This window comes from Serratia sp. K-E0102, from assembly GCF_029962625.1.
GTDB lineage: Bacteria > Pseudomonadota > Gammaproteobacteria > Enterobacterales > Enterobacteriaceae > Serratia > Serratia sarumanii.
On record NZ_CP124754.1, the window covers coordinates 4,815,429 to 4,837,222 of the forward strand.

Genomic DNA, 21,794 nt, shown 5'->3' on the forward strand with positions numbered 1-21,794 from the left:
GACTCCTTTTATTATTTCCGTACCAGAACGCAAAGCGAGCGCGCGGCCTGGTGCCAGGCGGGTAACACCGCCCGTGAGTCTTCCTGAGTGAACGGGGCGACAACCTGCCAATCGCCTTCCGGCAACCTCATCTCCACCGTTTGCGGCGTGGCGTTGACCAGCAGCAGCCAGCGCTGCGACAGCAGGATCTGCATGAGCAGATCGCCTTGCTCCCACTGCTGCGCGTCGAGCGGCTGCCCTTGCGCGTTCAGCCACTGCACGCTGCCGTCGTCCTGCTGCCACCAGCGGTCCTGTTGCAACGCGGGGATCTGGCGGCGCAGCGCGATCAGCGCCGCGACGTAATCGGTCAACGCGTCATCCGCCGTGGCCCAATCGAGCCAGGTGATGGCGTTGTCCTGACAATAGGCGTTGTTGTTCCCCTGCTGGCTATGTCCCTGTTCATCGCCGGCCAGCAGCATCGGCGTTCCCTGGGACAGCAACAGCGTGGCGAGCATCGCCCGCTGGCTGGCCCTACGGCGTTGCACAATGGCGTTGTCGGCGACCAGGCCTTCCACGCCGTGGTTGTTGCTGAAATTGCGATCGCTGCCGTCACGGTTGCCTTCGCCGTTCGGCTGGTTGTGTTTCTCGTTGAAGCTGACCACGTCCTGCAGGGTAAAACCGTCATGGGCGGTCAGCATGTTGACGGTGGCGTAAGGCGCCCGCCCGCGCTGGTTGTACAGATCGCTGGAGGCGGCGAAACGCCGGGCGAACTGGCCGAGCGACACGCCGCTCTGCAGCCAGAAACGGCGCATGTCGTCGCGATAATGGTCGTTCCATTCGGCGAAGCGGCCGGGGAACGCCCCCACCTGATAGCCGCCGGGGCCAACGTCCCAGGGTTCGGCGATCAGCTTGCAGCGCGACAGCACATCGTCCGCCAGCATCGCCTGGAACAGCGGCGCATCGCGATCGAACCCCGGCGTGCGGCCGAGCACGCTGCCCAGATCGAAGCGGAAACCGTCGACGTGGCACTCCCGTACCCAAAAACGCAGGCAATCCATCACCCAAGCCACGCCCTGCGGCTGATCCAATCGCAGGGTGTTGCCGCAGCCGGTGTCGTTGACGTAGTCCCCTTCCGGCGTCAGCCAGTAGTAGCTCTGGTTATCGATGCCGCTCAGCGACAGCATCGGCCCGTCCCTGTCCAGCTCGGCGCTGTGGTTGAACACCACGTCGAGGATCACCTCAATGCCGGCTTGGTGCAGCGCCTTGACCGCATCGCGAAATTCGTTCAGCGGCGTGCCGTCGGTGCTCAGGCTGGCGTAGCGGTTGTCCGGCGCATAGGGCGCCAGCACGTTATAGCCCCAGTAGTTGATCAGCCCCAGCCGCTGCAGCCGCGGTTCGGAGGTATGTTGCTGCACCGGCAGCAGTTCCAGCGCGGTGATGCCGAGGCGTTTGAAGTGGGCGATCATCACCGGGTGCCCCAGCGCGGCGAAACTGCCGCGCAGCGCCGGCGGGATCTTCGGGTGCAGCAGCGTCAGGCCGCGCACGTGCGCTTCGTAAATCACCGTCTGCCCCCAGGGCGTGGCGGGCGGGCGATCGTCCTGCCAGTCGTACTGTTCGTCCACCACCACGCATTTCGGCATCAGCTCGGCGCTGTCGTGCGGATCAGGCTGTTCGTAACCGCCGTGCAGGTGCGGGTGATCCGCCACCGGCCCCTCCACCGCGCGCGCGGCCGGATCGAGCGCCAGCTTGTTGGGGTTGAAACGCTGCCCGTTCGCCGGGTCGAACGGGCCGTAGACCCGGTAACCGTAACGTTGCCCCGGTCTGCCGCCCGGCAAGTAGCCATGCCAGATATCGCCGCTGCGCGCCGGCAGCGGCAGGCGCACTTCGCGCTGCTGGCCGTCGAACAGGCACAGCTCCACCCGCTCGGCGTGCGCCGAGTACAGGGTAAAGTTGATGCCTTCGCCGTCGTAATGGGCGCCCAGCGGCGCGGCGAGGCCGGCCGTCAGCTCCGTCATGGCGCCTCCCGCAGCAGATAAATGGTCGCCAGCGGCGGCAGCGTCACGCAGATGGAAAAGTCGCGGCCATGGCTACCGACCGCTTCGGAAGAGACCCGCCCCTGATTGCCGGCGTTGCTGCCGTGATAGTGGTGCGAATCGGTATTGAGGATCTCGCGATAGTCGCCGGCGCGTGAGAGGCCGATGCGGTAGCGGTAGCGCGGCACCGGGGTAAAGTTGCTGATGGCGATCAGCTCATTGCCCTGCGAATCGTAGCGCGCGAACGCGAACACCGAGTTGTCGTGATCGTCGACCACCAGCCACTCGAAGCCGTCCGGGCGGTAGTCGCGCTCGTACAGCGGCGCCTGCTGCCGGTAGCAGTGGTTCAGATCGCGCACCAGCCGCTGCACGCCGTTGTGCCAGTTATCCAGCCCTTCCAGCAAATGCCAGTCGAGGCTGGTATCGAAATTCCACTCGCGCCCCTGCGCGAACTCGCAGCCCATAAACAGCAGCTTTTTGCCCGGATGCGCCCACATAAACCCGTAGTAGGCGCGCAGGTTGGCGAACTTTTGCCAGGCGTCGCCCGGCATGCGGTCGAGGATCGATTTTTTGCCGTGCACCACTTCATCGTGCGAGATAGGCAACACGAAGTTCTCGGTGTATGCGTACAGCATGCCGAAGGTCATCTGGTTGTGGTGATACTTGCGGTGCACCGGATCGCACTTCATGTAATTGAGCGTGTCGTGCATCCAGCCGAGGTTCCACTTGTAGTGGAACCCCAGGCCGTTGGCGTCCGGCGGCAGGGTGACGCCGGGATAGTCGGTGGACTCCTCCGCCAATGTCACCGCGCCCGGCTGCGCCTGGCCGATAGTCTGGTTGGTATAACGCAGGAAGGCGATCGCCTCCAGGTTCTCGTTGCCGCCGTAGTAATTCGGCACCCACTCGCCGTCGGCGCGGCTGTAGTCGCGATAGATCATCGACGCCACCGCATCGACCCGCAGCGCGTCGATACCGAAGCGCTCCAGCCAATACAGCGCGTTGCCCGCCAGGTAGTTGCGCACCTCGTGGCGGCCGTAGTTGTAGATCAGCGTATTCCAGTCCTGGTGGTAGCCTTCGCGCGGATCGGCGTATTCATACAGCGCGGTGCCGTCAAAATTCGCCAGGCCGTAGGCGTCGCTCGGGAAATGCCCCGGCACCCAATCGAGGATCACGTTGATGCCCGCCTCATGCGCCGCCGCCACGAACGCCCGGAAATCGGCCGGCGTGCCGAAGCGCCGGGTCGGTGCATACAGCCCCAGCGGCTGGTAGCCCCAGCTGCCGTCGAACGGGTGCTCGTTGATCGGCAGCAGCTCGATATGGGTAAATCCCATGTCCTTCACATAGTCGATAAGCTGCACCGCCAGCTCGCCGTAGCTGAGCCAGAAATGGTTGTCGGTGTGGCGGCGCCATGAGCCGAGATGCACCTCGTAGATGGCGATCGGCTGGTCAAAATCGTTGGCGCGGCGGCGCGCCTGCGTCGACGGCACCACCTCCGGCAGCGGCGCCACCAGCGAGGCGGTGTCCGGGCGCATCTGCGCCTCGAAGGCGTAAGGATCGGCTTTCAACTGGGTATTGCCGTAGCAATCGACGATTTCATATTTGTACAGCTGGCCGGCCCGCACGCCGGGCAGGAACAGCTCCCAGATGCCGTTTTCACGCCGCAGACGCATCGGATGGCGGCGGCCGTCCCAGAAGTTGAACTCCCCCACCACCGAGACGCGCTGGGCGTTGGGCGCCCAAACGGCAAAGCTGACGCCGTCGACGTCATCCAACGTGGCGAGGTGAGCCCCCAGGCGTTCATAGGGGCGCAGGTGCGTGCCCTCGGCCAATAGCCAGCTGTCGATGTCCTGCAGCAGCGGGCCGAACCGATAGGGATCGTCGATGGTCTGTTGATGATCGCGCCAGCTGACCTGCAGCTGATAGCGGAAAGGATTTTTGCGCCGCGGCACCACGGCGCTGAAGAAGCCGCGCGGATCGTCGCAGTTCAACTGCACCAGCCGCCGGCCGGTTTGCTGTTCCACCAGCCAGACTGCGCCAGCGTCCGGCAGCAGCGCGCGCACCTGCAGACCGTTATCGGTCGCATGCATGCCAAGCAGAGCAAAGGGGTCGGCGTAATGGCCGGAGATGATCTGATCAATCACGTCACGATCGGGAAGTACAGGCATAGTCTTCTTCCTTAGATTAACAGCATGATCTAAGCACGGCTTGTTGGTTATTCCTTGGCCGTTTTGGTCATCATGCAATGCATTCGGTATCCAAAGCGTGATTGCGGTCGGTTATTGACCAATCTTTACTCTGCCGACCTGAATTTCGCTCTTTATGCTTATTTTTAGAAATATTTCAGTCATGGTGAAAAATTGTTCGCCCATGCGTTAAGCATAGCCAATGTCTGTTAAAAACTGCTCAGCATTGCTCAGGAAAATTCTTCATTAAGAAAACTGCCAGCCTGGCGGCGCCGGCATGCGGCGGCCGACGAGGAGATATGCGGGGTACAGCTCATTGAAGCAGGGCTTGCGATGACGTTGCCCGACGCGGACGCGGCAAACAAAAAAGCGGAAAATAAGGCTTTAGGGGGCTGAAAGTAGCCAGCCCCCAGGAAGTGCGGGTTTACAGCAGAATACGCAGCATGCGGCGCAGCGGCTCGGCCGCGCCCCACAGCAGCTGGTCGCCCACGGTGAACGCCGACAGGTACTCCGGCCCCATATTCAGCTTGCGCAGACGGCCGACCGGCGTATTCAGCGTGCCGGTCACCGCCGCCGGCGTCAGTTCGCGCATGGTCAGCTCACGGTCGTTCGGGATCACGCGCACCCAGTCGTTGTGCGTCGCCAGCATCTGCTCGATTTCCGGCAGCGACACGTCTTTTTTCAGCTTCAGGGTGAACGCCTGGCTGTGGCAGCGCAGCGCGCCGACGCGCACGCACAGACCATCGACCGGGATCACGCTGCCGGTGTTCAGAATCTTGTTGGTTTCCGCCTGGCCTTTCCACTCTTCGCGGCTCTGGCCGTTGTCGAGCTGCTTGTCGATCCACGGGATCAGGCTGCCGGCCAGCGGCACGCCGAAGTTATCGGTCGGCAGTTTGCCGCTGCGGGTGGCCTCGGTCACCTTGCGCTCGATATCCAGAATGGCGGAAGCCGGATCCTGCAGCTCTTTCGCCACGTCGGCATGCAGCATGCCCATCTGGGTCAGCAGTTCGCGCATGTGGCGCGCGCCGCCGCCGGAGGCCGCCTGATAAGTGGCGACCGACGCCCACTCCACCAGATCGTTGGCGAACAGGCCGCCGAGCGACATCAGCATCAGGCTGACGGTGCAGTTGCCGCCGACGAAGGTTTTGATGCCGTTGTCCAGGCCCTGCTGAATCACCGCGTGGTTGACCGGATCCAGGATGATGATGGCGTCGTCCTGCATGCGCAGCGAAGAGGCCGCGTCGATCCAGTACCCCTGCCAACCGCTGGCGCGCAGCTTAGGATAAACTTCGTTGGTATAATCGCCGCCCTGACAGGTAATAATGATATCGAGCGCGCTCAGCGCGTCGATATCATACGCATCCTGCAGCGTGCCCTGCTGGCCGCCGAAGGCCGGCGCGGCGGAACCGTGCTGCGAGGTGGAGAAGAAGACCGGGCGAATGGCGTCGAAATCGCGCTCTTCCGTCATGCGTTGCATGAGAACCGAGCCGACCATTCCGCGCCAACCGATGAAACCAACGTTTTTCATAATATCTGTGTCCCGCCCGGATAAGGGCTTATGTAGGTGATAACGAGTTGTGTGCAATATCTCCTCACCTTACAAAATGTCGGCGCGGGCGCAAAGTGAATTTATTCGATGGCTGGGGATTTCTCAGCAATCCTTCTTATAGGCAAGGACGCGGCCGGAAAGGCCGAGGCGTTTTCCCGATCACGAGGTCACCATGACAGAGATGATTTCCGCTACGGTATTGCTGTTTTTAATTATGGATCCGCTGGGCAACCTGCCGATTTTCATGTCGGTGCTCAAGCATCTGGAACCGCGCCGCCGCCGGGTAGTGCTGATCCGCGAGCTGCTGATCGCCCTGCTGCTGATGCTGATCTTCCTGTTCGCCGGCGAGAAAATTCTGGCGTTCCTCAACCTGCGCACCGAAACCGTCTCCATTTCCGGCGGCATCATTCTGTTTCTGATCGCCATCAAGATGATTTTCCCGTCTCAGGAAGGCAACAGCTCGGGGCTGTCCGCCGGCGAAGAGCCGTTCCTGGTGCCGCTGGCGATCCCGCTGGTGGCCGGGCCGTCGATTCTGGCGGCGCTGATGCTGCTGTCGCACCAGTATCCGCATCAGCTGCCCCATCTGGTGGCGGCGCTGTTGATCGCCTGGGGCCTCTCTGCGGCCATTTTGCTGATGTCGAACCTGTTCCTGCGCCTGCTGGGCAGCAAAGGCGTCAGCGCGCTGGAACGGTTGATGGGGCTGATTCTGGTGATGCTGTCGACCCAGATGTTCCTGGACGGCATACGGGCTTACATGAAGCTGTAGGCGCCTGGCGGCGCCGACGACGGCCCGCGCTCAGCGGGCGGTGATGCGGTTGATGCAGGCGAGCGTGTCAGCGACCACGCCGTCCAGCGGCTGGTTGATGTCGATCGCCTGCACATCCGGCTCCTGCTCGCCCGGCTCTTCCAGCGTGGCGAACTGCGAAACCAGCATCTGCGGTTTGAAGAAGTGGCCCTTGCGCTGTTTCAGGCGCTCCTCAATCACCGTCTTGTCCCCTTTCAGGTAGAGGAAATGCAGGTTGCGATTGCCTTCGCGCAGGCGGTCGCGATAGCTTTTTTTCAGCGCCGAACACACCAGCAGCGACACCGGATTGGTGCGTTGCATGGCGAAGATGGCGTCGTTCAAGGCCGCCAGCCACGGGGCGCGATCGTTGTCGTCCAGCGCGTGCCCGGCGGCCATTTTGTTGATGTTGGCGCGCGGGTGCAGGTAATCGCCGTCCAGCATGGCGGCATCGGCCTCGTGGGCGACGGCGCTGGCTACGGCGGATTTGCCGCTGCCGGATACGCCCATCAGGATAAATACGTGATTCTGCGGATTACTCATTGTGTCATGCCCTTATGGGAACTGGCGCGAGCGCGCCAAATGCGTCCCGACTGATAAAGATACTCTGGAACGCCGACGCCCCGCAGGGCGTCGGATAAAGATTATACGACCGTCGCCAGCAGCAGGCAGCCCACCAGGCCGCACACCGAGATGATGGTTTCCAGCACCGACCAGGATTTGATGGTTTCCATGATGCTCAGGTTGAAGTACTCCTTGAACAGCCAGAAGCCCGGATCGTTAACGTGCGAGAAGATAACGCTGCCGGAACCGACCGCAATCACCATCAGCTCAGGGCTGACGCCGGTGGTGGCGATCAGCGGGGCGACGATGCCGCCGGCGGTGATCGCCGCCACGGTGGCGGAACCCAGCGCCAGACGCAGCGCGGCGGCGATCGACCAGGCCATCAGAATCGGCGAAACGTTGCTGCCTTCCATCAGGCCGGCGATGTACTGCTCGACGCCGCTGTCCACCAGCACCTGCTTGAAGGCGCCGCCGCCGCCGATGATCAACAGCATCATGGCGATGATTTTAATCGAATCGGTGATGGTGCCCATCACTTCATCCATGGTGCGGCCGCGGTTCAGGCCGAAGGTGAAGATAGCGATCAGCACGGCGATCAGGGTCGCCATCACCGGGTCGCCGAAGAACTCGGCGAAACGCAGCAGGCTGTGGCCCTTCGGCAACACCATTTCAGCGACCGCGCGCAGCGCCATCAGGATCACCGGCACCAGCGACGTGGCGACGCTGACGCCAAAGCTCGGCATCTCCGCTTCGGTAAAGGTTTTCGGGTTGTACAGGCCTTCCGGCACCGGCTTGTCGATGCCTTTCAGGAAGCGGGCATAAACCGGGCCGGCCAGGATCACCGTCGGGATCGCCAGCAGCGTGCCGTACAGCAGGGTTTTACCCATATCGGCATGGAAGATGGTGGCGATGGCGGTCGGGCCCGGGTGCGGCGGCAGGAAGCCGTGGGTCACCGACAGCGCGGCGGCCATCGGCACGCCGACGTACAGCAGCGGGATGCGCGCGGAGGCGGCGATGGTGAACACCAGCGGCAGCAGCAGCACGAAGCCCACTTCGTAGAACAGCGCGAAGCCGACGGTGAAGCCGGTCAGCACCACCGCCCATTGAATGTGTTTTCTGCCGAACTTGTCGATCAGCGTGGTGGCGATGCGCTGCGCGCCGCCGCAGTCCGCCAGCAGTTTGCCGAGCATGGCGCCGAAGCCCATGATCAGCGCCAGGCTGCCCAACGTGCCGCCCACGCCGGCCTTGATGGAGCCGATGACTTTATCGACCGGCATGCCCTGTGCGATCCCGACCGCCAGGGCAACCAGCACCAGAGAGATAAAGCCGTTCAGCTTGAAGCGGATCATCAGCAGCAGCAGCAGCGCTACGCCGCCTGCAACAATCACTAATGGCATAATTTTTCTCCAACCTTTTATCGCGACTCTCTTTACGATAGGCGTAAAGCGTGCGGTTGTTTTATTTTTAGGCTCTTTCCCGGTGTTTAAGAAGAGCTGTAGGTGTTGTTGAGTCAGAGGTTCAGTCTTGCAGCAAGATGACCGCACACTCGTTGTTACCGGTATCATGATACCGGTAACAACATGAGCGCCGGAACCGGGTAAGCGGCTAAAATTCGCGTTCTGGGACAGAGATCAAACTTATGCCGGCAACGAGCGGCGGGCTTACAGGCGGGATAACCCGCGCGCCTCAGGGCGCGCTGCAAAAAGAAAGGGTGTTAAAACAGAACGTTAAAATGGCTCAGATACTGCCGCCGGGGATCACGGTGAAACCGACGTCCACCATGCGCGGGCACACCGTTTCGCCGCGCAGCCGAGCCAGCAAGCGCTCGGCGCCGATCTGCCCCATGCGTTCGCGCGGCGTCAGCACGCTGGCCAACTTCGGCACCATCACCTGGCCGATATCATGGCCGTGGAAACCGGCGATCGCCATGTCCTGCGGGATCGACAGCCCCTGCCGCTGGCACTCGAAGGCCGCGCCGATCGCCAGGTCATCGTTGGTGCAGAAGATACTGTCGATCTGCGGGTAGTCGCGCTGCGCCTGGCGCAGCAGCTCGCCGCCGGCGGAATAGGAGGAAGAGCGTGCGGTCATGATGCTGTACGGCTCCAGGCCGGATTCGCGCATCGCCTGCTCATACCCCTGCTGTTTGATGATGGTACGTTCATCCTGTCGGGCGCCGAAATAGACCACGTGACGGTGGCCGTGCGCGATGATCTGCTGGGTCATCTGGCGCGCCGCCTCGAAGTTGTTGAAGCCCACCGCCAGATCGATGCACGGCGAGACGCAGTCCATCAGCTCCACCACCGGAATGCCCGCCACCTCGATCATTTTCAGGGTGCGTGGCGTGTGATGGCGTTCAGACAGGATCAGGCCGTCGATATTGTAAGAAAGCAGCGAGGTCAGACGCTCTTCTTCACGCTCCGGCAGGTAGCCATAGTGCGCCAGCATGGTCTGGTAGTTGTGCGCGTCGGTGACGCTTTCGATGCCGCGCAGCACTTCGGCGAACACCTGGTTGGTCAGCGACGGCAACAGCACGCCAATCGCCCGGCTGGTGGCGTTGGAGAGGATGTCCGGCGCGCGGTTGGGGATGTAACCCAGCTCATCCAGCGCGACGGCGATTTTTTGCTGCAGGGCGGCAGAAACCTGGTCGGGATTGCGCAGATAACGGCTCACCGTCATCTTGGTCACGCCCACCTTGTCCGCCACATCCTGGAGTACCGGCCGTTTTTTCTTCATTATCAATGAACTGACTAACCGTGAATGGGCAGTCATTTTAGCAAAAAAAACGGCGGGCCGATATTGTCGGTTATGCGACGGCCAACAGAACTCACAGATTCTCCGCGCCAAGCGGAAACCGATAACCGCTACGTGCACTTCATCACACATTCGCCGTAATTTTTGGATCTCTCCACGCTTTTGGTGTATCCCTGACATAAATCTTCACTTAAATGAATATTTAAATGAGCCGCAGTCAATTTATAAAAAAAGAAGGGTTATCGCTGAGCTGTCTGGCGATGTACTTGCTGGGATGCCAATCGGGGGAGCGATTAAAAACGATTGGCGAACTGGCCCGCGACAACGCCCTGTCCATCGGTTTGATGCAGGCGGCGCTCAAGACACTGGAAAACGCAGGCTGCATAACCGTACAACGCAGCGGGCGCAACGGCAGCTTCTTAACCCATGTGGACTATAGGTCGCTGCTGGATTACGCCAACATTTCCCGCGTTGTTTGCGCCATGCCGTTACCCTATACCCGCGAGTACGAGGGACTCGCCAGCGGATTGAAGCGCGAGTTTTCCGACGTACCGTTCTACTTCGCACATATGCGGGGAGCGGATATTCGCGTGGAATGTTTGCGCAATGGCATTTATGACCTGGCGGTCGTCTCGCGTCTGGCCGCCGAAGAGTATGTAAGCCGGCCGGAAAACGGAGTGAAGATCGCGGCGACGCTTGGAGAGCATTCTTGGGTATCGCATCAAATCATTCGCCGCCGCGGGGATCACGGCGCGGTGCGCAGAGTCGGCGTGGACTGCCGTTCGATGGACCAAAAGCTGCTGACGGATATGATTTATGACCCGGCGGCGGTCGCACGGGTGGAAATTCCTTACCACGACTGCCTGAGCCGGCTCGAAAACGGCACCATCGATGCCGTCGTCTGGAACGTCGAGAACCGCCAGGTGTTGGCTCGCTACGGGCTGGAGGCCGTGCCCCTGGAAGGGGATCAACGCGTCGTGCTGGCGACGGAAGCTACCATTTTAATCCGCAGCGATGACCGAAGCACCGGGAAACTGCTGGATACTTTTGTCGATACGCATCGGGTTCGCCAGCATCAGCGCGCCGTGGTGTCAGAAGAGATTGAGCCCAGCTATTGAAGGAGAGATTGTGGAAGAGAAGATGAAGCTGCTTTGCCAGGCCGGAGTGATAGATGAAGATATCTTCCGCGGCATGTTGCAAGTCATTGACGATCTGGAAACGTGCTGGGGGCGCCCGCTGCCCGAGGAACAGGGATGGATGGCCATCGCGCATATGGCGAACGCGCTGATGCGTTCACGGCGCGGCGAAATCATCGCACCGCTGGGCGAGGATTTTCTGCAGGAGATCGCCGCATCGGGTGAACTGCCCCGCCTGCGGCGGCTGAATGATGGGCTGCTGGCAAAGTTCAGCGTACGGCTGCATCCCAACGAGGAAGGTTATCTCTTGGCCAACCTGTTCGGCTTGTCTCCCCAACAGCGGCATTGATTTTTTCGCAACAAATGTTCAAAAAAATGAATATTTAAACGACGGCCAATCTGATGTTCCGGAAACCGCTGTCTTAAGGAGTCGCCAACCCTATGTTTTTAGATGCGCTACGCAAACAAAATCAACCGCTGATTGACGCGTCGATCGGGCTGCTGCGCCAGCACAAACTCACGCCGGACACCTGGGTGATCGATGTGGATATGGTGAAACAGAATGCGCGCCGCATTCTGCAAACGGCGGAAGAATATCGTGTGACGCCGTATGTGATGAGCAAGCAGTTCGGCCGCAATCCCTGGCTGACCCAACAAATTATCGACCAGGGGTTCAGCGGAGCGGTGGCGGTGGATTTCCGCGAGGCGCGATGCCTGGCCAATAACGGCGTGCCGCTTCGCCATCTGGGGCATTTAGTGCAAATTCCGGACGGGGAAATCGAGAGCGCGCTGCGATGCCGGCCGGAAGTCATCACGGTTTTCTCATTTGAGAAAGCGCGCAGGATCGCCGAATGCGCCCGGCGTCTCGGCATGCGGCAACGCCTGCTGCTGAAAGTATGCCAGACCGGCGATATCGTCTACCCCGGTCAGGAAGGCGGCTTCCAGCCTGACGAGCTGGTCGATGTCGCGGCGCGCATCGCCGCGCTTGGCGGCGTGGAGATCGTCGGCGTCACGAATTTTCCTTGCGCCCTGGCGTCGGCAACGGCGGGCGAAAGCCTCACCACGCCGAACTTTACCACGCTGGTCAACGCGGCGAAAACGCTGCGCGCGGCGGGCTTTCCTATCGAGCAGGTTAACGCCCCGTCGGCCAATAGCTGCAACACCATCCCTGCGCTTGCCCGCGGCGGCGCGACGCATATTGAACCTGGCCACGCGTTTACCGGCACCATTCCGGCCAATGAATACGGCGATCAACCGGAACGCATCGCCATGCTGTATCTGTCGGAAGTGTCTCATAACGCAGGATCGAACAGCCTGTGCTTCGGCGGCGGCTATTACCGCCGCGGCCGCCTACGGAACGCGCTGGTTTTCACCGGGGATACCCCCAGCGAGACGCGGACACTGCCGTTCAAATCGGACAATATCGATTACTACCTGGGGCTGGAGGGCAATTTCGCGGTTGGCAGCCCGGTAATCATGTGTTTCCGCACGCAGATCTTCGTCACCCGCAGCGACGTAGCGCTTATCCAGGGCATCAGCGCAGGCCGGCCAACGCTGGCCGGGCTCTACGACAGCCTGGGCAATCCCATCGTCTCGCGGCAATAGCCAAACGCCGTCGGCGTCTTAGCCGCCAATATCAGGGGGGAACACAGCATGAACAAATTTGTAGTCCTGGTGATCGACAGCTTTGGCGTCGGCGCCATGGAGGATGTGCCGCAAGTCAGGCCGAACGACGCAGGCGCCAATACCTGCGGCCATATCTTGCAGCAATGTCCCGACCTGCGCCTGCCCGCAATGGAAAGATTGGGCCTGATCAACGCGCTGGGATACCGGGCCAACGTGATGGAGCCCAATCCGCAGGCAAACGTCGGCAAAGCGGCTCTGCAACATGAAGGCGCCGACTCGTTCATGGGGCATCAGGAAATTATGGGAACTCAGCCCAAACAGCCCTTCAGAATGCCGTTCGGCGAAATCATGGATAAAACGGCTGGCGCCCTGCGGAAAGCGGGCTACCGGGTGCAGCGGCTCCCGGTGACGGCGAATACGGCATACCTTTGGGTCAACGACGCCGTGGCCGTCGGCGATAACCTTGAAACCGACCCCGGCCTGGTCTACAACGTGACCGCCAATCTGAACCTGATCGATTACGACACGGTCAGAAAAATCGGCGCCATCGTTAGGCGATGCGCGCCCGTGAGCCGCGTCATTGTCTTCGGCGGAGAAAGCACCAGCAACGAAGCCATCGCCGCAGCGGCGCAAAGCCGGCAAGACATGTACGCCGGCATCGATGCCCCGCGTTCGGGCGTCTACCGGCAAGGCTTCCGGGTCGTTCATTTGGGTTACGGCGTCGATGAGGCCGTACAGGTTCCCGCCTGTCTGCAACGTCAAGGCATCCCGACATCCCTGATAGGGAAAGTGGCGGATATCGTCGCCAATCCCGACGGCGATAACTTCGGCGGGATTGTCGATTCCGCGCAAATCATGGCGCTGACCCTGAGCGAAGCGCAACGACCGGGCCGGCGGTTTATCTGCACCAACATTCAGGAAACCGATCTGGCCGGGCATGCGCAGGATGTGGCGCGTTATGCGGAGCGCCTGCAACTGGTGGACGGATATCTGGCGCATCTCATGTCGCTGCTGGATAAGGACGACGCGTTAGTGGTCATGGCCGATCATGGCAACGACCCGACGATCGGGCATTCACAGCACACGCGCGAGTGCGTGCCCCTGCTGGTCTGGCGCCCGGGCGTTACTGGCGTCCGGCTGGGAGATCGGGCCACGCTGTCCGACGTGGGCGCCTCCGTTTGCGACGCCTTCGGCGCTCCCGTACCGCAGAACGGCACCTCTTTTTTCTCATTATTGCAGGGGAATTCTCATGGCTGATCAGATTGAATGGCTCAACGCCGACGGCTACACCTATGCGCATGAACATCTGCACATCGATCTTTCACCGTTTAAGCATAACGATGACTGTCGCCTCGACAGCTATGCTCTGCTGCGCGATGAAATGGAGGCGTTGATGGCGCGGGGAGTCCGCAACATCGTCGAGGTAACGAACCGCTATATGGGGCGGGATGTCCACTTCATCGCGCGCCTGATGCGCGATACCGGTATCAACGTGCTGCTCTCCACCGGCTACTACCAACAGGATTTCTATCCCGAACACGTCGCCACCCGAGACGCGCAAACGCTGGCCGCCGAAATGATTGCCGAAATTGAATGCGGCATCGACGGCAGCGGCCTGTGCGCTGGCGTGATTGCCGAAATCGGCAGCAGCGAGGGCCACATCACGCCCGACGAATCAAAAATGTTCCACGCCGCCGCCCTCGCTCACCACGCCACGGGGCGGCCAATCTCCACGCATACCAGCTTCAGCACCATGGGGCCGGAGCAGCTCGCCCTGCTGCAATCTTACGGCGTGCCGGCCGACCGCATCGTAATTGGCCACTGCGATCTGAAAGACAATCTGGAAACTGTCTTGCACCTGATCGATCGGGGCGCGTGGGTGCAGTTCGACACCATTGGCAAAAACAGCTACTACCCGGATGAAAAACGCGTGGCGATGCTGAGCGCGCTGTCGCAACGCGGCCTGCTCGAGCGGGTGATGCTGTCGATGGACATCACGCGCCGTTCGCATCTGCGCGGCAACGGCGGCCCCGGCTTCAGCTACCTCATGGACAGTTTCGTTCCGCTGTTGCTGGAGGCGGGGATCGGTCAGCAAGCCGTGACCGCAATGCTGCAACACAACCCAAATCGGTTCTTCAAATAATAAGGTGATAGCCATGAAAAAAATCGGAATTGCAGGTTTACAGCGGGAACAGATCAAACTGGCCATCGAGAGCGCCGCCCCAGGCATTTTTGACGTCAGCATCTTAAGCGACATGGACGCCGCCGCCCGAGTCAAAAACGGCGAACTGGACTATTTCATCGGCGCCTGCAATACCGGCGCCGGCGCTGCGCTGTCCATCGCGATAGCCATCATCGGCTTCAACAAATGCTGCACGATCGCCAAGCCGGGCATTCGTGCGAAAGAAGAGCAAATAACGAAGTGGGTGGCGGAAGGAAAAGTCGCGTTTGGCCTTTCGGTCGAGCACGTCGAACATGCGATCCCGCTGTTGATTCGGCAACTGTCATAAGGAGGCGAAAATGGACCCTATCCTTTCCGTCATTCTGGTGTCCCTGTTGACGGGCATGACGGCGCTGTTATCTCACCGTTCGGCGGCAGTCTTTCATGACGGCATTCGCCCTATCCTTCCGCAACTGGTGGAAGGCCATATGAACCGTCGGGAAGCGGGCAGCATCGCTTTTGGCCTCAGCATAGGGTTCGTGGCCTCCGTCGGCATTTCATTTACCTTGTCCACCGGCTTGCTGAACAGCTGGCTGCTGTTTCTGCCTACCGACATCATCGGCGTGTTGGCCGTCAACGTGTGGCTGGCATTCATTCTCGGCGCCATCTGGGGCATTCTGGTCTTCACCAGCCTGCAGCCCATCAACCAACTCCTGACCTCGCTGCCGGTAGACATCATTGGCGCGCTGGGGGAACTGAGTAACCCGGTCGTGTCGGCCTTCGCGCTCTTTCCCCTGGTCGCCATTTTCTACCAGTTCGGCTGGAAACAGAGCGTGGTCGCGGCCCTGCTGGTGTTGCTGTCGCGCCTGATCGTCGTGCGTTATTTCCCGCATCTGTTCCCGGAGTCGATCGAAATCTTCGTCGGTATGGTTTTGCTGTTGGGCATCGCGATTTTCCGCGATCTGAGAGATCGGCGGACTTCCCCAACGGGTGAAGAGGCTTCGGCCCCGTCGATGTTTGAGGAGCGCACACAGCGCATTATCAACAACCTGCCGCTTATTGCCGTAACCGGCGCGCTGATTTCTGCCGTCGCCAGCATGAAGATCTTCGGAGGCTCCGAAGTCTCGATTTATACGCTGGCGAAAGCCTACGCGCCCGGCATCTCGCCCGAAGAATCAGACGCCCTTCTGCACCAGGCGGCGCTGGCCGAATTCATGCGCGGGCTTGGATTCATTCCGCTGATCGCCACTACCGCGCTGGCGACCGGGGTATATGCGGTGGCGGGCTTCACGTTCGTCTTTGTCGTCGGCTACCTTTCCCCCTCGCCCTGGCTTGCCGCACCGGCGGGCGCCATCGTCATCACGCTGGAAATCCTGCTGCTGCGCTATATCGGCAAATGGCTGGGCCGATATCCTTCGGTGCGCAATGCATCCGACAATATCCGCAACGCGATGAATATGCTGATGGAATTCGCCTTGTTGATCGGCTCCACTTTCGCGGCCATCAAAATGGCCGGGTACACGGGCTTCAGCATGGCGGCGGCGCTCTATTTCCTTAACGAAGCGCTCGGCCGCCCGGTGCTGAAAATCGCCGCGCCGGTGGTGGCGGTCATTATCACCGGCATTCTGCTCAATATTTTCGGCTGGATCGGCCTGTTTGTGCCGCAGTGATCAAACCGTCGTCATTACTGAAACAGCGTCATGCCAGGAAGGGAATATATAACGATGGCTATATTCACTCTGAACATAAAACGAAGCGCCGTTACAGGGCTCGCCCTGATTTGTCTGCAAAACGTGCCGGCGCATGCCGAGTCCATCGCGCCCAACAGCGATACCCGCGAGCGGTGGCGGGTAGACTATTCGGATATCGGCTATCCGAATGTAGGCTTTTCTCCCTACATAGAAGGCTGGATCAACGGTTATCTTACGCCTGCAGACTATCCGGACGGCGCGGCAATCCTGCCGGCCCCGCCGATTGAAGGCAGCGCGGCCTGGAAAGCCGACGTGGAAACCTTTTACCAGCTTCGCAAACTGCGCGATACGCCCCGGGGCAGGTTGGCGGTGGAGGATGCCAATCTGTCCTTCAATGCCATCGGTCGGGCTTTCTCCGCAGCGTTGGGTACGGAGATATCGCGCCAGCGCACGCCGCATACCCACCTTTTGCTGAGCCGCCTGCTCACGGACGCAGGCTATGCTTCCAACGGCGCGAAAAAGGCCCACGCCCGCATTCGCCCCTACTCCGCGCTGCGGGTGGAGAGCTGTACCCCGCAAGAGCACAGTGCGCTCAGCAACGATGGCGGTTCCTATCCCTCCGGGCATGCCGTAACCGGTTTCGTATGGGCGATGACGCTGACGGCCATGGTGCCGCAACGTGCGACGGAGCTCATGCGCAAGGGTTATGAGTTTGGCCGCAGCCGGCTGATTTGCGGCGTACACTGGGCCAGCGATGTCGAAGCCGGCCGCGTGTTGGCGGCCGGTGCCTTTGCTCGATTGCAAGCCAGCGCGGAATATCAGCAGCAATTTCGGGAAGCAAAACGAGAGATAGATTGGCTGTTGCAGCAGCAAACGGAAGAACGCTGACCCTTAGCCCGCGTCGATTCCCCCGCGCTTGCGCGCGGGGGAATCATGCCATTCCGCGGCGACTATGGAAGAGCATTAGGGGTTAAACGGTGTGTCATAGCCTGCGAACTGATAGACATACTGCAAAATCGCCGTGCCGTTTTCATCCGCCCGATTTTCACGATCGACCAGCAGGGCGGTAATGCCCTCCGCACCGCGCAGATGGGCGCCGCCGAGTAAACCCGACAGCGTGATTTCCACCGCATCCGGCACGCCCGGCGGCGGCGTCAACACGGGATGGCATTCAGACCAACGAATAGTGGTGCCCAAATAATCATTCAGGGTTTTGCCTCTCTCCGCCAGCAAACGCACCATGCCCTCGTACTTATCGACAAAATGATCTTTGGCGACATAGTCCTGTTTATCCGGATCGAGAACATCGTCAAAACTATTAATCCCGTGTTTGCCGGTAAAGGTCCCTTGCCAGGTATTCACATCCGTGACATGCACTTCGCCTTTGCCAGGCAGATTCATGACCTTATCCCGCACGCCGTTGGCCCAATTTGACACCGGCACGTCGGAATAATATTTAGGGAGATGGTTTTCATCATAATGCGTGTAATATCCCAGATCCCAGAAGTCTTGTTCGCTGAGCTGGTAACCGATAAAACCGAGATAGTTCATCGTCGCATACTGCATTTGCTTGAACATCTGAGGATCCGTTGAACCTTGAGTATAGTATTTGCCGATACCCAAACGCTCGAAATATTCTCTTATCGAGACATTGCTTTTGGTTGTCGTGCCATCCTGGGCCCGAATAACCCGGCCGGGATACTCCACATCCTGATAAGATGTCGCGGTTGGATTATCATAATTTTCCGCATAATATTGCGCTTTTTGCGGATCGATCGTGCTTTCGAAAGTGAGTATCGCATTTAAGAAATCATCATAAGTGCCGTTACGTTCATTTTTAATTTTCATCATTTTTCCTCTATCTCCAGGTATGAGATTGTTTTCTGCAATGGCATTCAGCGTGTCGAAAGCCCGTACGCGTGAGCTCGGACGCCCCTCTGTGGCGCGATTGGAAAACCAAAAAATAAACTGACGAAATAAATTAAAAATATATTTAGCACGCAACCCACTGAGCGGCTATCGTCCAAGTCAAAAATCAGCCACCGTTCTGGCACTCATTTCCGGACCGTTTTATTTACGTATTTCAGCCCGTCAATATTATTTGACCATCAGTTCACAGACGCCCTACCTGAAATTAACATCATGCAAACACAAACAATGGCATTGCCTTTGCAATTAATACGTTATCAGGAAATAATTTATTTATATAATAATTCTAAATCCTTTATTAAATCGCTCGATAAACAGACAGGCTGTAAATATTATTATCAATAATGTAAAGCCAGTTTAATTTAATCGTTGCCGCTCTTATGTCAGGCGTATAAAAATCACACAGCGACTCCAGAATTAACTTTCTTGCTCAAAAGAAGGCAAACACTTTTTGCAGCCTGGCGCGAAGGAAACGCCAGAAAACCGAGGAAATAACCGGGCCATAACAAGAAAACCAACCCGCACTCCAGGCTAAGCCTGAAGCACCAGGTTGGTCATATTGCGCCGCCAGCCGCATCAGCGGAAGGCAACAACTTGATATTTACCGCCTAATCACACCGGCGGCAGATCGAACAGCAGGATTTCGCTCTCTTCGTCGGCCTGAATCGTCAGACCCGATTCATCCCACACCGCAAACGCGTCGCTGATGCCGGCGGCCTGGCCGTTGACCGAGACCTTGCCGCGCACCACCTGGATCCAAATGCGACGGCCGGCGGCGATCGGATACTCACCCTGCTCGCCTTTATTCAGCGCCCAACGCGACAACGTCATATCCTGGAACACCTTCAGCGAACCGTCGCGCGCATCCGGCGACAGCACCAGCTGACGGCCCTGCGGCGCGTCGAACATGCGCTGCTCGTAGCGCGGCTCCAGCCCGACCTGATCCGGAATGATCCAAATCTGGTACAGGTGCAGCGGACGATCCTGATTGGCGTTGTACTCGGAGTGACGTACCCCGGTGCCCGCGCTCATGATCTGGAATTCGCCGGCCTGGATCTGCTCCTTGTTGCCCATGCTGTCCTGATGCTCCACCGTGCCGCTCAGCACATAGGTCAGGATTTCCATGTCCTTATGCGGGTGGGTGCCGAAACCCTGCCCGGCGTCGATCACATCTTCGTTGATCACACGCAGCGCCGAGAACCCCATAAAGTTCGGATCGTAGTAGTCGGCAAATGAGAAGGTGTGCCAGCTATCCAGCCAGCCATGATTGGCGTGGCCGCGGTCTTCCGCTTTACGTACATAAATCATATTCAACTCTCCTCAATGTTTTTTTACAGTCTAGTCCTGCGGGCAGAATAAGAAAGCGTAAAAAACTCATGCCTCTGTTCAAAAATTTCGATGGAATGAAACGGCGGATGGGCAACGGATTTGTTGAAGGCGGAAGCGGTTGAAAAAGGGCAAAAAAAAAGCCAGCACCCGAGCTGGCTAAGTAAACACTGGAAGCAATGTGAGCAATGTCGTGCCTTCGCAGCGAGAGTATCAAGGGTTGATGCCCTCCCCGGAACGCATCGCAATAATAATCATTATCATTCGCACCTGTAAAGCGTTTTTTTTGACCCGTTGAAATAATATTGACTCAAGGCAGTAAACGGATAAATTCAGAGGTTATTCAACCGGTAAGCAACAGGAGCAGCGAGATGAGCGAGATCGTGATACGCCACGTGGAAACAACGGATGCGCAGGCCCTGCATCATCTTTATTCGCTGGCGCCCGTCTACCGCGATACGCTGCAGCTACCGCTACCGTCCGTCGAGTCCTGGCAGAAGCGCCTCGCCAATCCCGAACCGGGCACGTATAACCTGGCGGCCGTTATCGACGGGCAGCTTGCCGGCCAGTTGGTTGTGATGCTGAATCAGCGCGTGCGCCGCCGCCACGTGGCCACCTTCGGCATCGGCGTCGATCCGCACTACCACGGTAAAGGCGTCGGCAGCCGCCTGATGCAGGCGATGATCGACCTGTGCGACAACTGGGCGGCCATCGAACGCATCGAGCTGACGGTGTTCACCGACAACCCGGCGGCCATCGCGCTGTACCGCAAATTCGGTTTCGAGATAGAGGGCACCAGCCGCGCCTATGCCATGCGCGACGGCGTACTGGTCGATGCCTACCATATGGCGCGTTTGCGTTCCGGGCAGCCGCGCGGCGATGCGTAATCGTCCCCACCCGCAGGGGCCGCTGCGCCGGCCCCTGAACATCAACCGCCGAACCTTTTTACAAGCGCTGGCCGGCCTGACCGCCGCCGTCGGCATATTCTCTCCTCTCACCCCATTAGGTGCCGCTATGCCAACTTCCGCCGCCGGGCGCCCAGGCGCCCGCAACCTGATTACCGATGTGCCGGGCCTGAAGGTCGGCGTGGCGCAGGACAGCCGGGTGCGCACCGGCGCGACGGTTATCCTGCTGGACAGCCCGGCGATCGCCGCCGTGGACGTGCGCGGCGGCGGCCCCGCCACCCGGGAAACCGACGCGCTGGGCGAAGACAATTTGGTGCAGACCGTCGATGCGCTGACGTTCAGCGGCGGCTCGGTTTACGGTCTGGCGGCAGCGGACGGCGTCGCTGCCTGGCTGGGGCAACAGGGTAAAGGCTACGCGCTGCGCCCGGCGCCCGGCGTGCCGGTCTCCCCGATCGTTCCCACCGCCTGCCTGTACGATCTGGCCAACGGCGGCGACAAAAACTGGCAGCTCACGCCGCCGTATCGCCAGTTGGGCATCGATGCGGTCGGCAAGGCCGGGCTGGATTTTCCGCTCGGCACCGTCGGCGCCGGCTATGGCGCCATGACCGGCATGGGCAAGCTGAAAGGCGGCCTCGGCTCGGCATCTATCATTGCCGCCAATGGCGCTACCGTCGGCGCGCTGGTGGCGGTCAACAGTTTGGGTGCAGTGGTAGCGCCCGGCACCCGCGCCTTCTGGGCGACGCCCTATGAAATTGACGGTGAATTCGGCAACGGCGGCGCGGCGGCGCTGGCGCAACTGCGCGCCCAGGGCGAAGATTGGATGGAACAAGAGCCGCAGGGCGGCAGAAAGAATACCACCCTGGCCTGTATCGCCACCGATCTGGCGCTGACGCGAGTGGAGTTGAAACGGGTGGCCATCATGGCGCAAGACGGCATGGCGCGCGCTATTCGCCCGCTGCACAGCCCGTTTGACGGCGACGTGGTGTTCGCCCTGTCCACCGGGCAGCGCGAGGTTCAGGGCAGCCGCGAACTGGCGGTGCTGCAAATCGGCGCGCTGGCGGCGGACACCCTGGCCCGGGCGATCGCCCGTGGCGTGCATGCCGCCACGCCCTGGCCAGGCAGCCAGGTCGCAACCTGGCAAACGCTCGGCGGCTAACACGCCGCCACCAAAAAAGGGGCG

At 60.0% G+C, this 21,794-nt stretch carries 19 protein-coding genes; 11 read left to right on the forward strand and 8 right to left on the reverse strand.

Translation table 11 applies throughout. From position 1 onward, the window contains the following. Nucleotides 1-11: 11 nt before the first annotated feature. From glgX to asd, 3 genes are all read right to left on the reverse strand, one after another. Nucleotides 12-1,994 carry a glycogen debranching protein GlgX gene (gene glgX / locus SSARUM2_RS22850; RefSeq protein WP_039569110.1) on the reverse strand — a complete coding sequence of 661 codons (1,983 nt, stop codon included), beginning with the start codon at nucleotides 1,992-1,994 and terminating at the stop codon, nucleotides 12-14. Then, nucleotides 1,991-4,177 carry a 1,4-alpha-glucan branching protein GlgB gene (glgB, locus tag SSARUM2_RS22855; protein WP_033649349.1) on the reverse strand — a complete coding sequence of 729 codons (2,187 nt, stop codon included), beginning with the start codon at nucleotides 4,175-4,177 and terminating at the stop codon, nucleotides 1,991-1,993. Before glgB ends, glgX begins: the two co-directional genes overlap by 4 nt. A gap of 442 nt (nucleotides 4,178-4,619) precedes the next feature. Further along, nucleotides 4,620-5,723 carry an aspartate-semialdehyde dehydrogenase gene (gene asd, locus SSARUM2_RS22860; protein WP_033636337.1) on the reverse strand — a complete coding sequence of 368 codons (1,104 nt, stop codon included), beginning with the start codon at nucleotides 5,721-5,723 and terminating at the stop codon, nucleotides 4,620-4,622. A gap of 193 nt (nucleotides 5,724-5,916) precedes the next feature. Between asd and SSARUM2_RS22865 the strand changes: the two genes are divergently transcribed. Continuing rightward, on the forward strand, nucleotides 5,917-6,510 hold the full coding sequence (locus SSARUM2_RS22865) for a YhgN family NAAT transporter (RefSeq protein WP_060431488.1): 594 nt from the start codon (nucleotides 5,917-5,919) through the stop codon (nucleotides 6,508-6,510). 30 nt (nucleotides 6,511-6,540) lie between these two features. Here SSARUM2_RS22865 and gntK read toward each other — a convergent pair whose 3' ends face one another. From gntK to gntR, 3 genes are all read right to left on the reverse strand, one after another. Continuing rightward, nucleotides 6,541-7,068: a gluconokinase gene (gene gntK, locus SSARUM2_RS22870; protein WP_033636338.1), complete on the reverse strand. Its 528-nt coding sequence runs from the start codon at nucleotides 7,066-7,068 to the stop codon at nucleotides 6,541-6,543. Between the two features lie 101 nt (nucleotides 7,069-7,169). Further along, a complete protein-coding gene (gntT, locus tag SSARUM2_RS22875) occupies nucleotides 7,170-8,486 on the reverse strand; it encodes a gluconate transporter (RefSeq protein ID WP_033636339.1) in 1,317 nt (438 codons plus the stop codon). A 340-nt stretch (nucleotides 8,487-8,826) separates the two neighbouring features. Then, nucleotides 8,827-9,822, reverse strand: coding sequence for a gluconate operon transcriptional repressor GntR (gntR, locus tag SSARUM2_RS22880; protein WP_004930833.1), 996 nt, complete (start codon nucleotides 9,820-9,822; stop codon nucleotides 8,827-8,829). Between the two features lie 224 nt (nucleotides 9,823-10,046). Between gntR and yhfZ the strand changes: the two genes are divergently transcribed. The 8 genes from yhfZ to SSARUM2_RS22920 all read left to right on the forward strand — a co-directional run bounded on the left by yhfZ (nucleotide 10,047) and on the right by SSARUM2_RS22920 (nucleotide 17,342). After that, on the forward strand, nucleotides 10,047-10,958 hold the full coding sequence (gene yhfZ / locus SSARUM2_RS22885) for a GntR family transcriptional regulator YhfZ (protein WP_041037045.1): 912 nt from the start codon (nucleotides 10,047-10,049) through the stop codon (nucleotides 10,956-10,958). 10 nt (nucleotides 10,959-10,968) lie between these two features. Next, nucleotides 10,969-11,325, forward strand: coding sequence for a hypothetical protein (locus SSARUM2_RS22890; protein WP_060453124.1), 357 nt, complete (start codon nucleotides 10,969-10,971; stop codon nucleotides 11,323-11,325). A 92-nt stretch (nucleotides 11,326-11,417) separates the two neighbouring features. Next, on the forward strand, nucleotides 11,418-12,581 hold the full coding sequence (locus SSARUM2_RS22895; RefSeq protein WP_060453123.1) for a YhfX family PLP-dependent enzyme: 1,164 nt from the start codon (nucleotides 11,418-11,420) through the stop codon (nucleotides 12,579-12,581). Between the two features lie 48 nt (nucleotides 12,582-12,629). Then, on the forward strand, nucleotides 12,630-13,859 hold the full coding sequence (locus tag SSARUM2_RS22900; protein ID WP_060453122.1) for a phosphopentomutase: 1,230 nt from the start codon (nucleotides 12,630-12,632) through the stop codon (nucleotides 13,857-13,859). Next, complete coding sequence (locus tag SSARUM2_RS22905; protein ID WP_041037052.1) at nucleotides 13,852-14,745, forward strand: phosphotriesterase-related protein; 894 nt, start codon at nucleotides 13,852-13,854, stop codon at nucleotides 14,743-14,745. The genes SSARUM2_RS22900 and SSARUM2_RS22905 overlap by 8 nt, the downstream gene beginning before the upstream one ends. 13 nt (nucleotides 14,746-14,758) lie before the next feature. Further along, entirely contained in the window at nucleotides 14,759-15,112 is a 354-nt protein-coding gene (locus SSARUM2_RS22910; RefSeq protein ID WP_060453121.1) for a DUF2620 domain-containing protein, read from the forward strand. A 10-nt stretch (nucleotides 15,113-15,122) separates the two neighbouring features. Beyond that, the gene (locus SSARUM2_RS22915) at nucleotides 15,123-16,433 is read left to right on the forward strand and encodes a YhfT family protein (RefSeq protein WP_047570181.1); all 1,311 of its coding nucleotides are present in this window, start codon (nucleotides 15,123-15,125) and stop codon (nucleotides 16,431-16,433) included. 54 nt (nucleotides 16,434-16,487) lie between these two features. Then, nucleotides 16,488-17,342, forward strand: coding sequence for a phosphatase PAP2 family protein (locus SSARUM2_RS22920; protein WP_060453120.1), 855 nt, complete (start codon nucleotides 16,488-16,490; stop codon nucleotides 17,340-17,342). A gap of 75 nt (nucleotides 17,343-17,417) precedes the next feature. Here the strand turns inward: SSARUM2_RS22920 and SSARUM2_RS22925 are convergent, their stop codons facing one another. Then, a complete protein-coding gene (locus tag SSARUM2_RS22925; RefSeq protein ID WP_041037055.1) occupies nucleotides 17,418-18,305 on the reverse strand; it encodes a hypothetical protein in 888 nt (295 codons plus the stop codon). A gap of 690 nt (nucleotides 18,306-18,995) precedes the next feature. Next, nucleotides 18,996-19,691: a pirin family protein gene (locus SSARUM2_RS22930; RefSeq protein ID WP_033636340.1), complete on the reverse strand. Its 696-nt coding sequence runs from the start codon at nucleotides 19,689-19,691 to the stop codon at nucleotides 18,996-18,998. Between the two features lie 389 nt (nucleotides 19,692-20,080). Between SSARUM2_RS22930 and SSARUM2_RS22935 the strand changes: the two genes are divergently transcribed. Then, entirely contained in the window at nucleotides 20,081-20,596 is a 516-nt protein-coding gene (locus SSARUM2_RS22935; protein WP_049213040.1) for a GNAT family N-acetyltransferase, read from the forward strand. After that, complete coding sequence (locus SSARUM2_RS22940) at nucleotides 20,589-21,770, forward strand: P1 family peptidase (protein WP_049213039.1); 1,182 nt, start codon at nucleotides 20,589-20,591, stop codon at nucleotides 21,768-21,770. Before SSARUM2_RS22935 ends, SSARUM2_RS22940 begins: the two co-directional genes overlap by 8 nt. The last annotated feature ends 24 nt before the right edge of the window (nucleotides 21,771-21,794 follow it).

Excerpts from the sequence above, each read along its gene's own strand:
- SSARUM2_RS22920 (WP_060453120.1), top strand. The coding sequence starts at position 16,488 with ATGGCTATATTCACTCTGAACATAAAACGAAGCGCCGTTACAGGGCTC.
- SSARUM2_RS22940 (WP_049213039.1), top strand. The coding sequence starts at position 20,589 with ATGCGTAATCGTCCCCACCCGCAGGGGCCGCTGCGCCGGCCCCTGAAC.
- SSARUM2_RS22935 (WP_049213040.1), top strand. The coding sequence starts at position 20,081 with ATGAGCGAGATCGTGATACGCCACGTGGAAACAACGGATGCGCAGGCC.
- SSARUM2_RS22895 (WP_060453123.1), top strand. The coding sequence starts at position 11,418 with ATGTTTTTAGATGCGCTACGCAAACAAAATCAACCGCTGATTGACGCG.
- glgX (WP_039569110.1), bottom strand. The coding sequence starts at position 1,994 with ATGACGGAGCTGACGGCCGGCCTCGCCGCGCCGCTGGGCGCCCATTAC.
- gntT (WP_033636339.1), bottom strand. The coding sequence starts at position 8,486 with ATGCCATTAGTGATTGTTGCAGGCGGCGTAGCGCTGCTGCTGCTGCTG.
- glgB (WP_033649349.1), bottom strand. The coding sequence starts at position 4,177 with ATGCCTGTACTTCCCGATCGTGACGTGATTGATCAGATCATCTCCGGC.
- SSARUM2_RS22930 (WP_033636340.1), bottom strand. The coding sequence starts at position 19,691 with ATGATTTATGTACGTAAAGCGGAAGACCGCGGCCACGCCAATCATGGC.
- asd (WP_033636337.1), bottom strand. The coding sequence starts at position 5,723 with ATGAAAAACGTTGGTTTCATCGGTTGGCGCGGAATGGTCGGCTCGGTT.
- SSARUM2_RS22925 (WP_041037055.1), bottom strand. The coding sequence starts at position 18,305 with ATGATGAAAATTAAAAATGAACGTAACGGCACTTATGATGATTTCTTA.
- SSARUM2_RS22900 (WP_060453122.1), top strand. The coding sequence starts at position 12,630 with ATGAACAAATTTGTAGTCCTGGTGATCGACAGCTTTGGCGTCGGCGCC.
- yhfZ (WP_041037045.1), top strand. The coding sequence starts at position 10,047 with ATGAGCCGCAGTCAATTTATAAAAAAAGAAGGGTTATCGCTGAGCTGT.
- SSARUM2_RS22915 (WP_047570181.1), top strand. The coding sequence starts at position 15,123 with ATGGACCCTATCCTTTCCGTCATTCTGGTGTCCCTGTTGACGGGCATG.
- SSARUM2_RS22865 (WP_060431488.1), top strand. The coding sequence starts at position 5,917 with ATGACAGAGATGATTTCCGCTACGGTATTGCTGTTTTTAATTATGGAT.
- gntR (WP_004930833.1), bottom strand. The coding sequence starts at position 9,822 with ATGAAGAAAAAACGGCCGGTACTCCAGGATGTGGCGGACAAGGTGGGC.
- SSARUM2_RS22905 (WP_041037052.1), top strand. The coding sequence starts at position 13,852 with ATGGCTGATCAGATTGAATGGCTCAACGCCGACGGCTACACCTATGCG.
- SSARUM2_RS22910 (WP_060453121.1), top strand. The coding sequence starts at position 14,759 with ATGAAAAAAATCGGAATTGCAGGTTTACAGCGGGAACAGATCAAACTG.
- gntK (WP_033636338.1), bottom strand. The coding sequence starts at position 7,068 with ATGAGTAATCCGCAGAATCACGTATTTATCCTGATGGGCGTATCCGGC.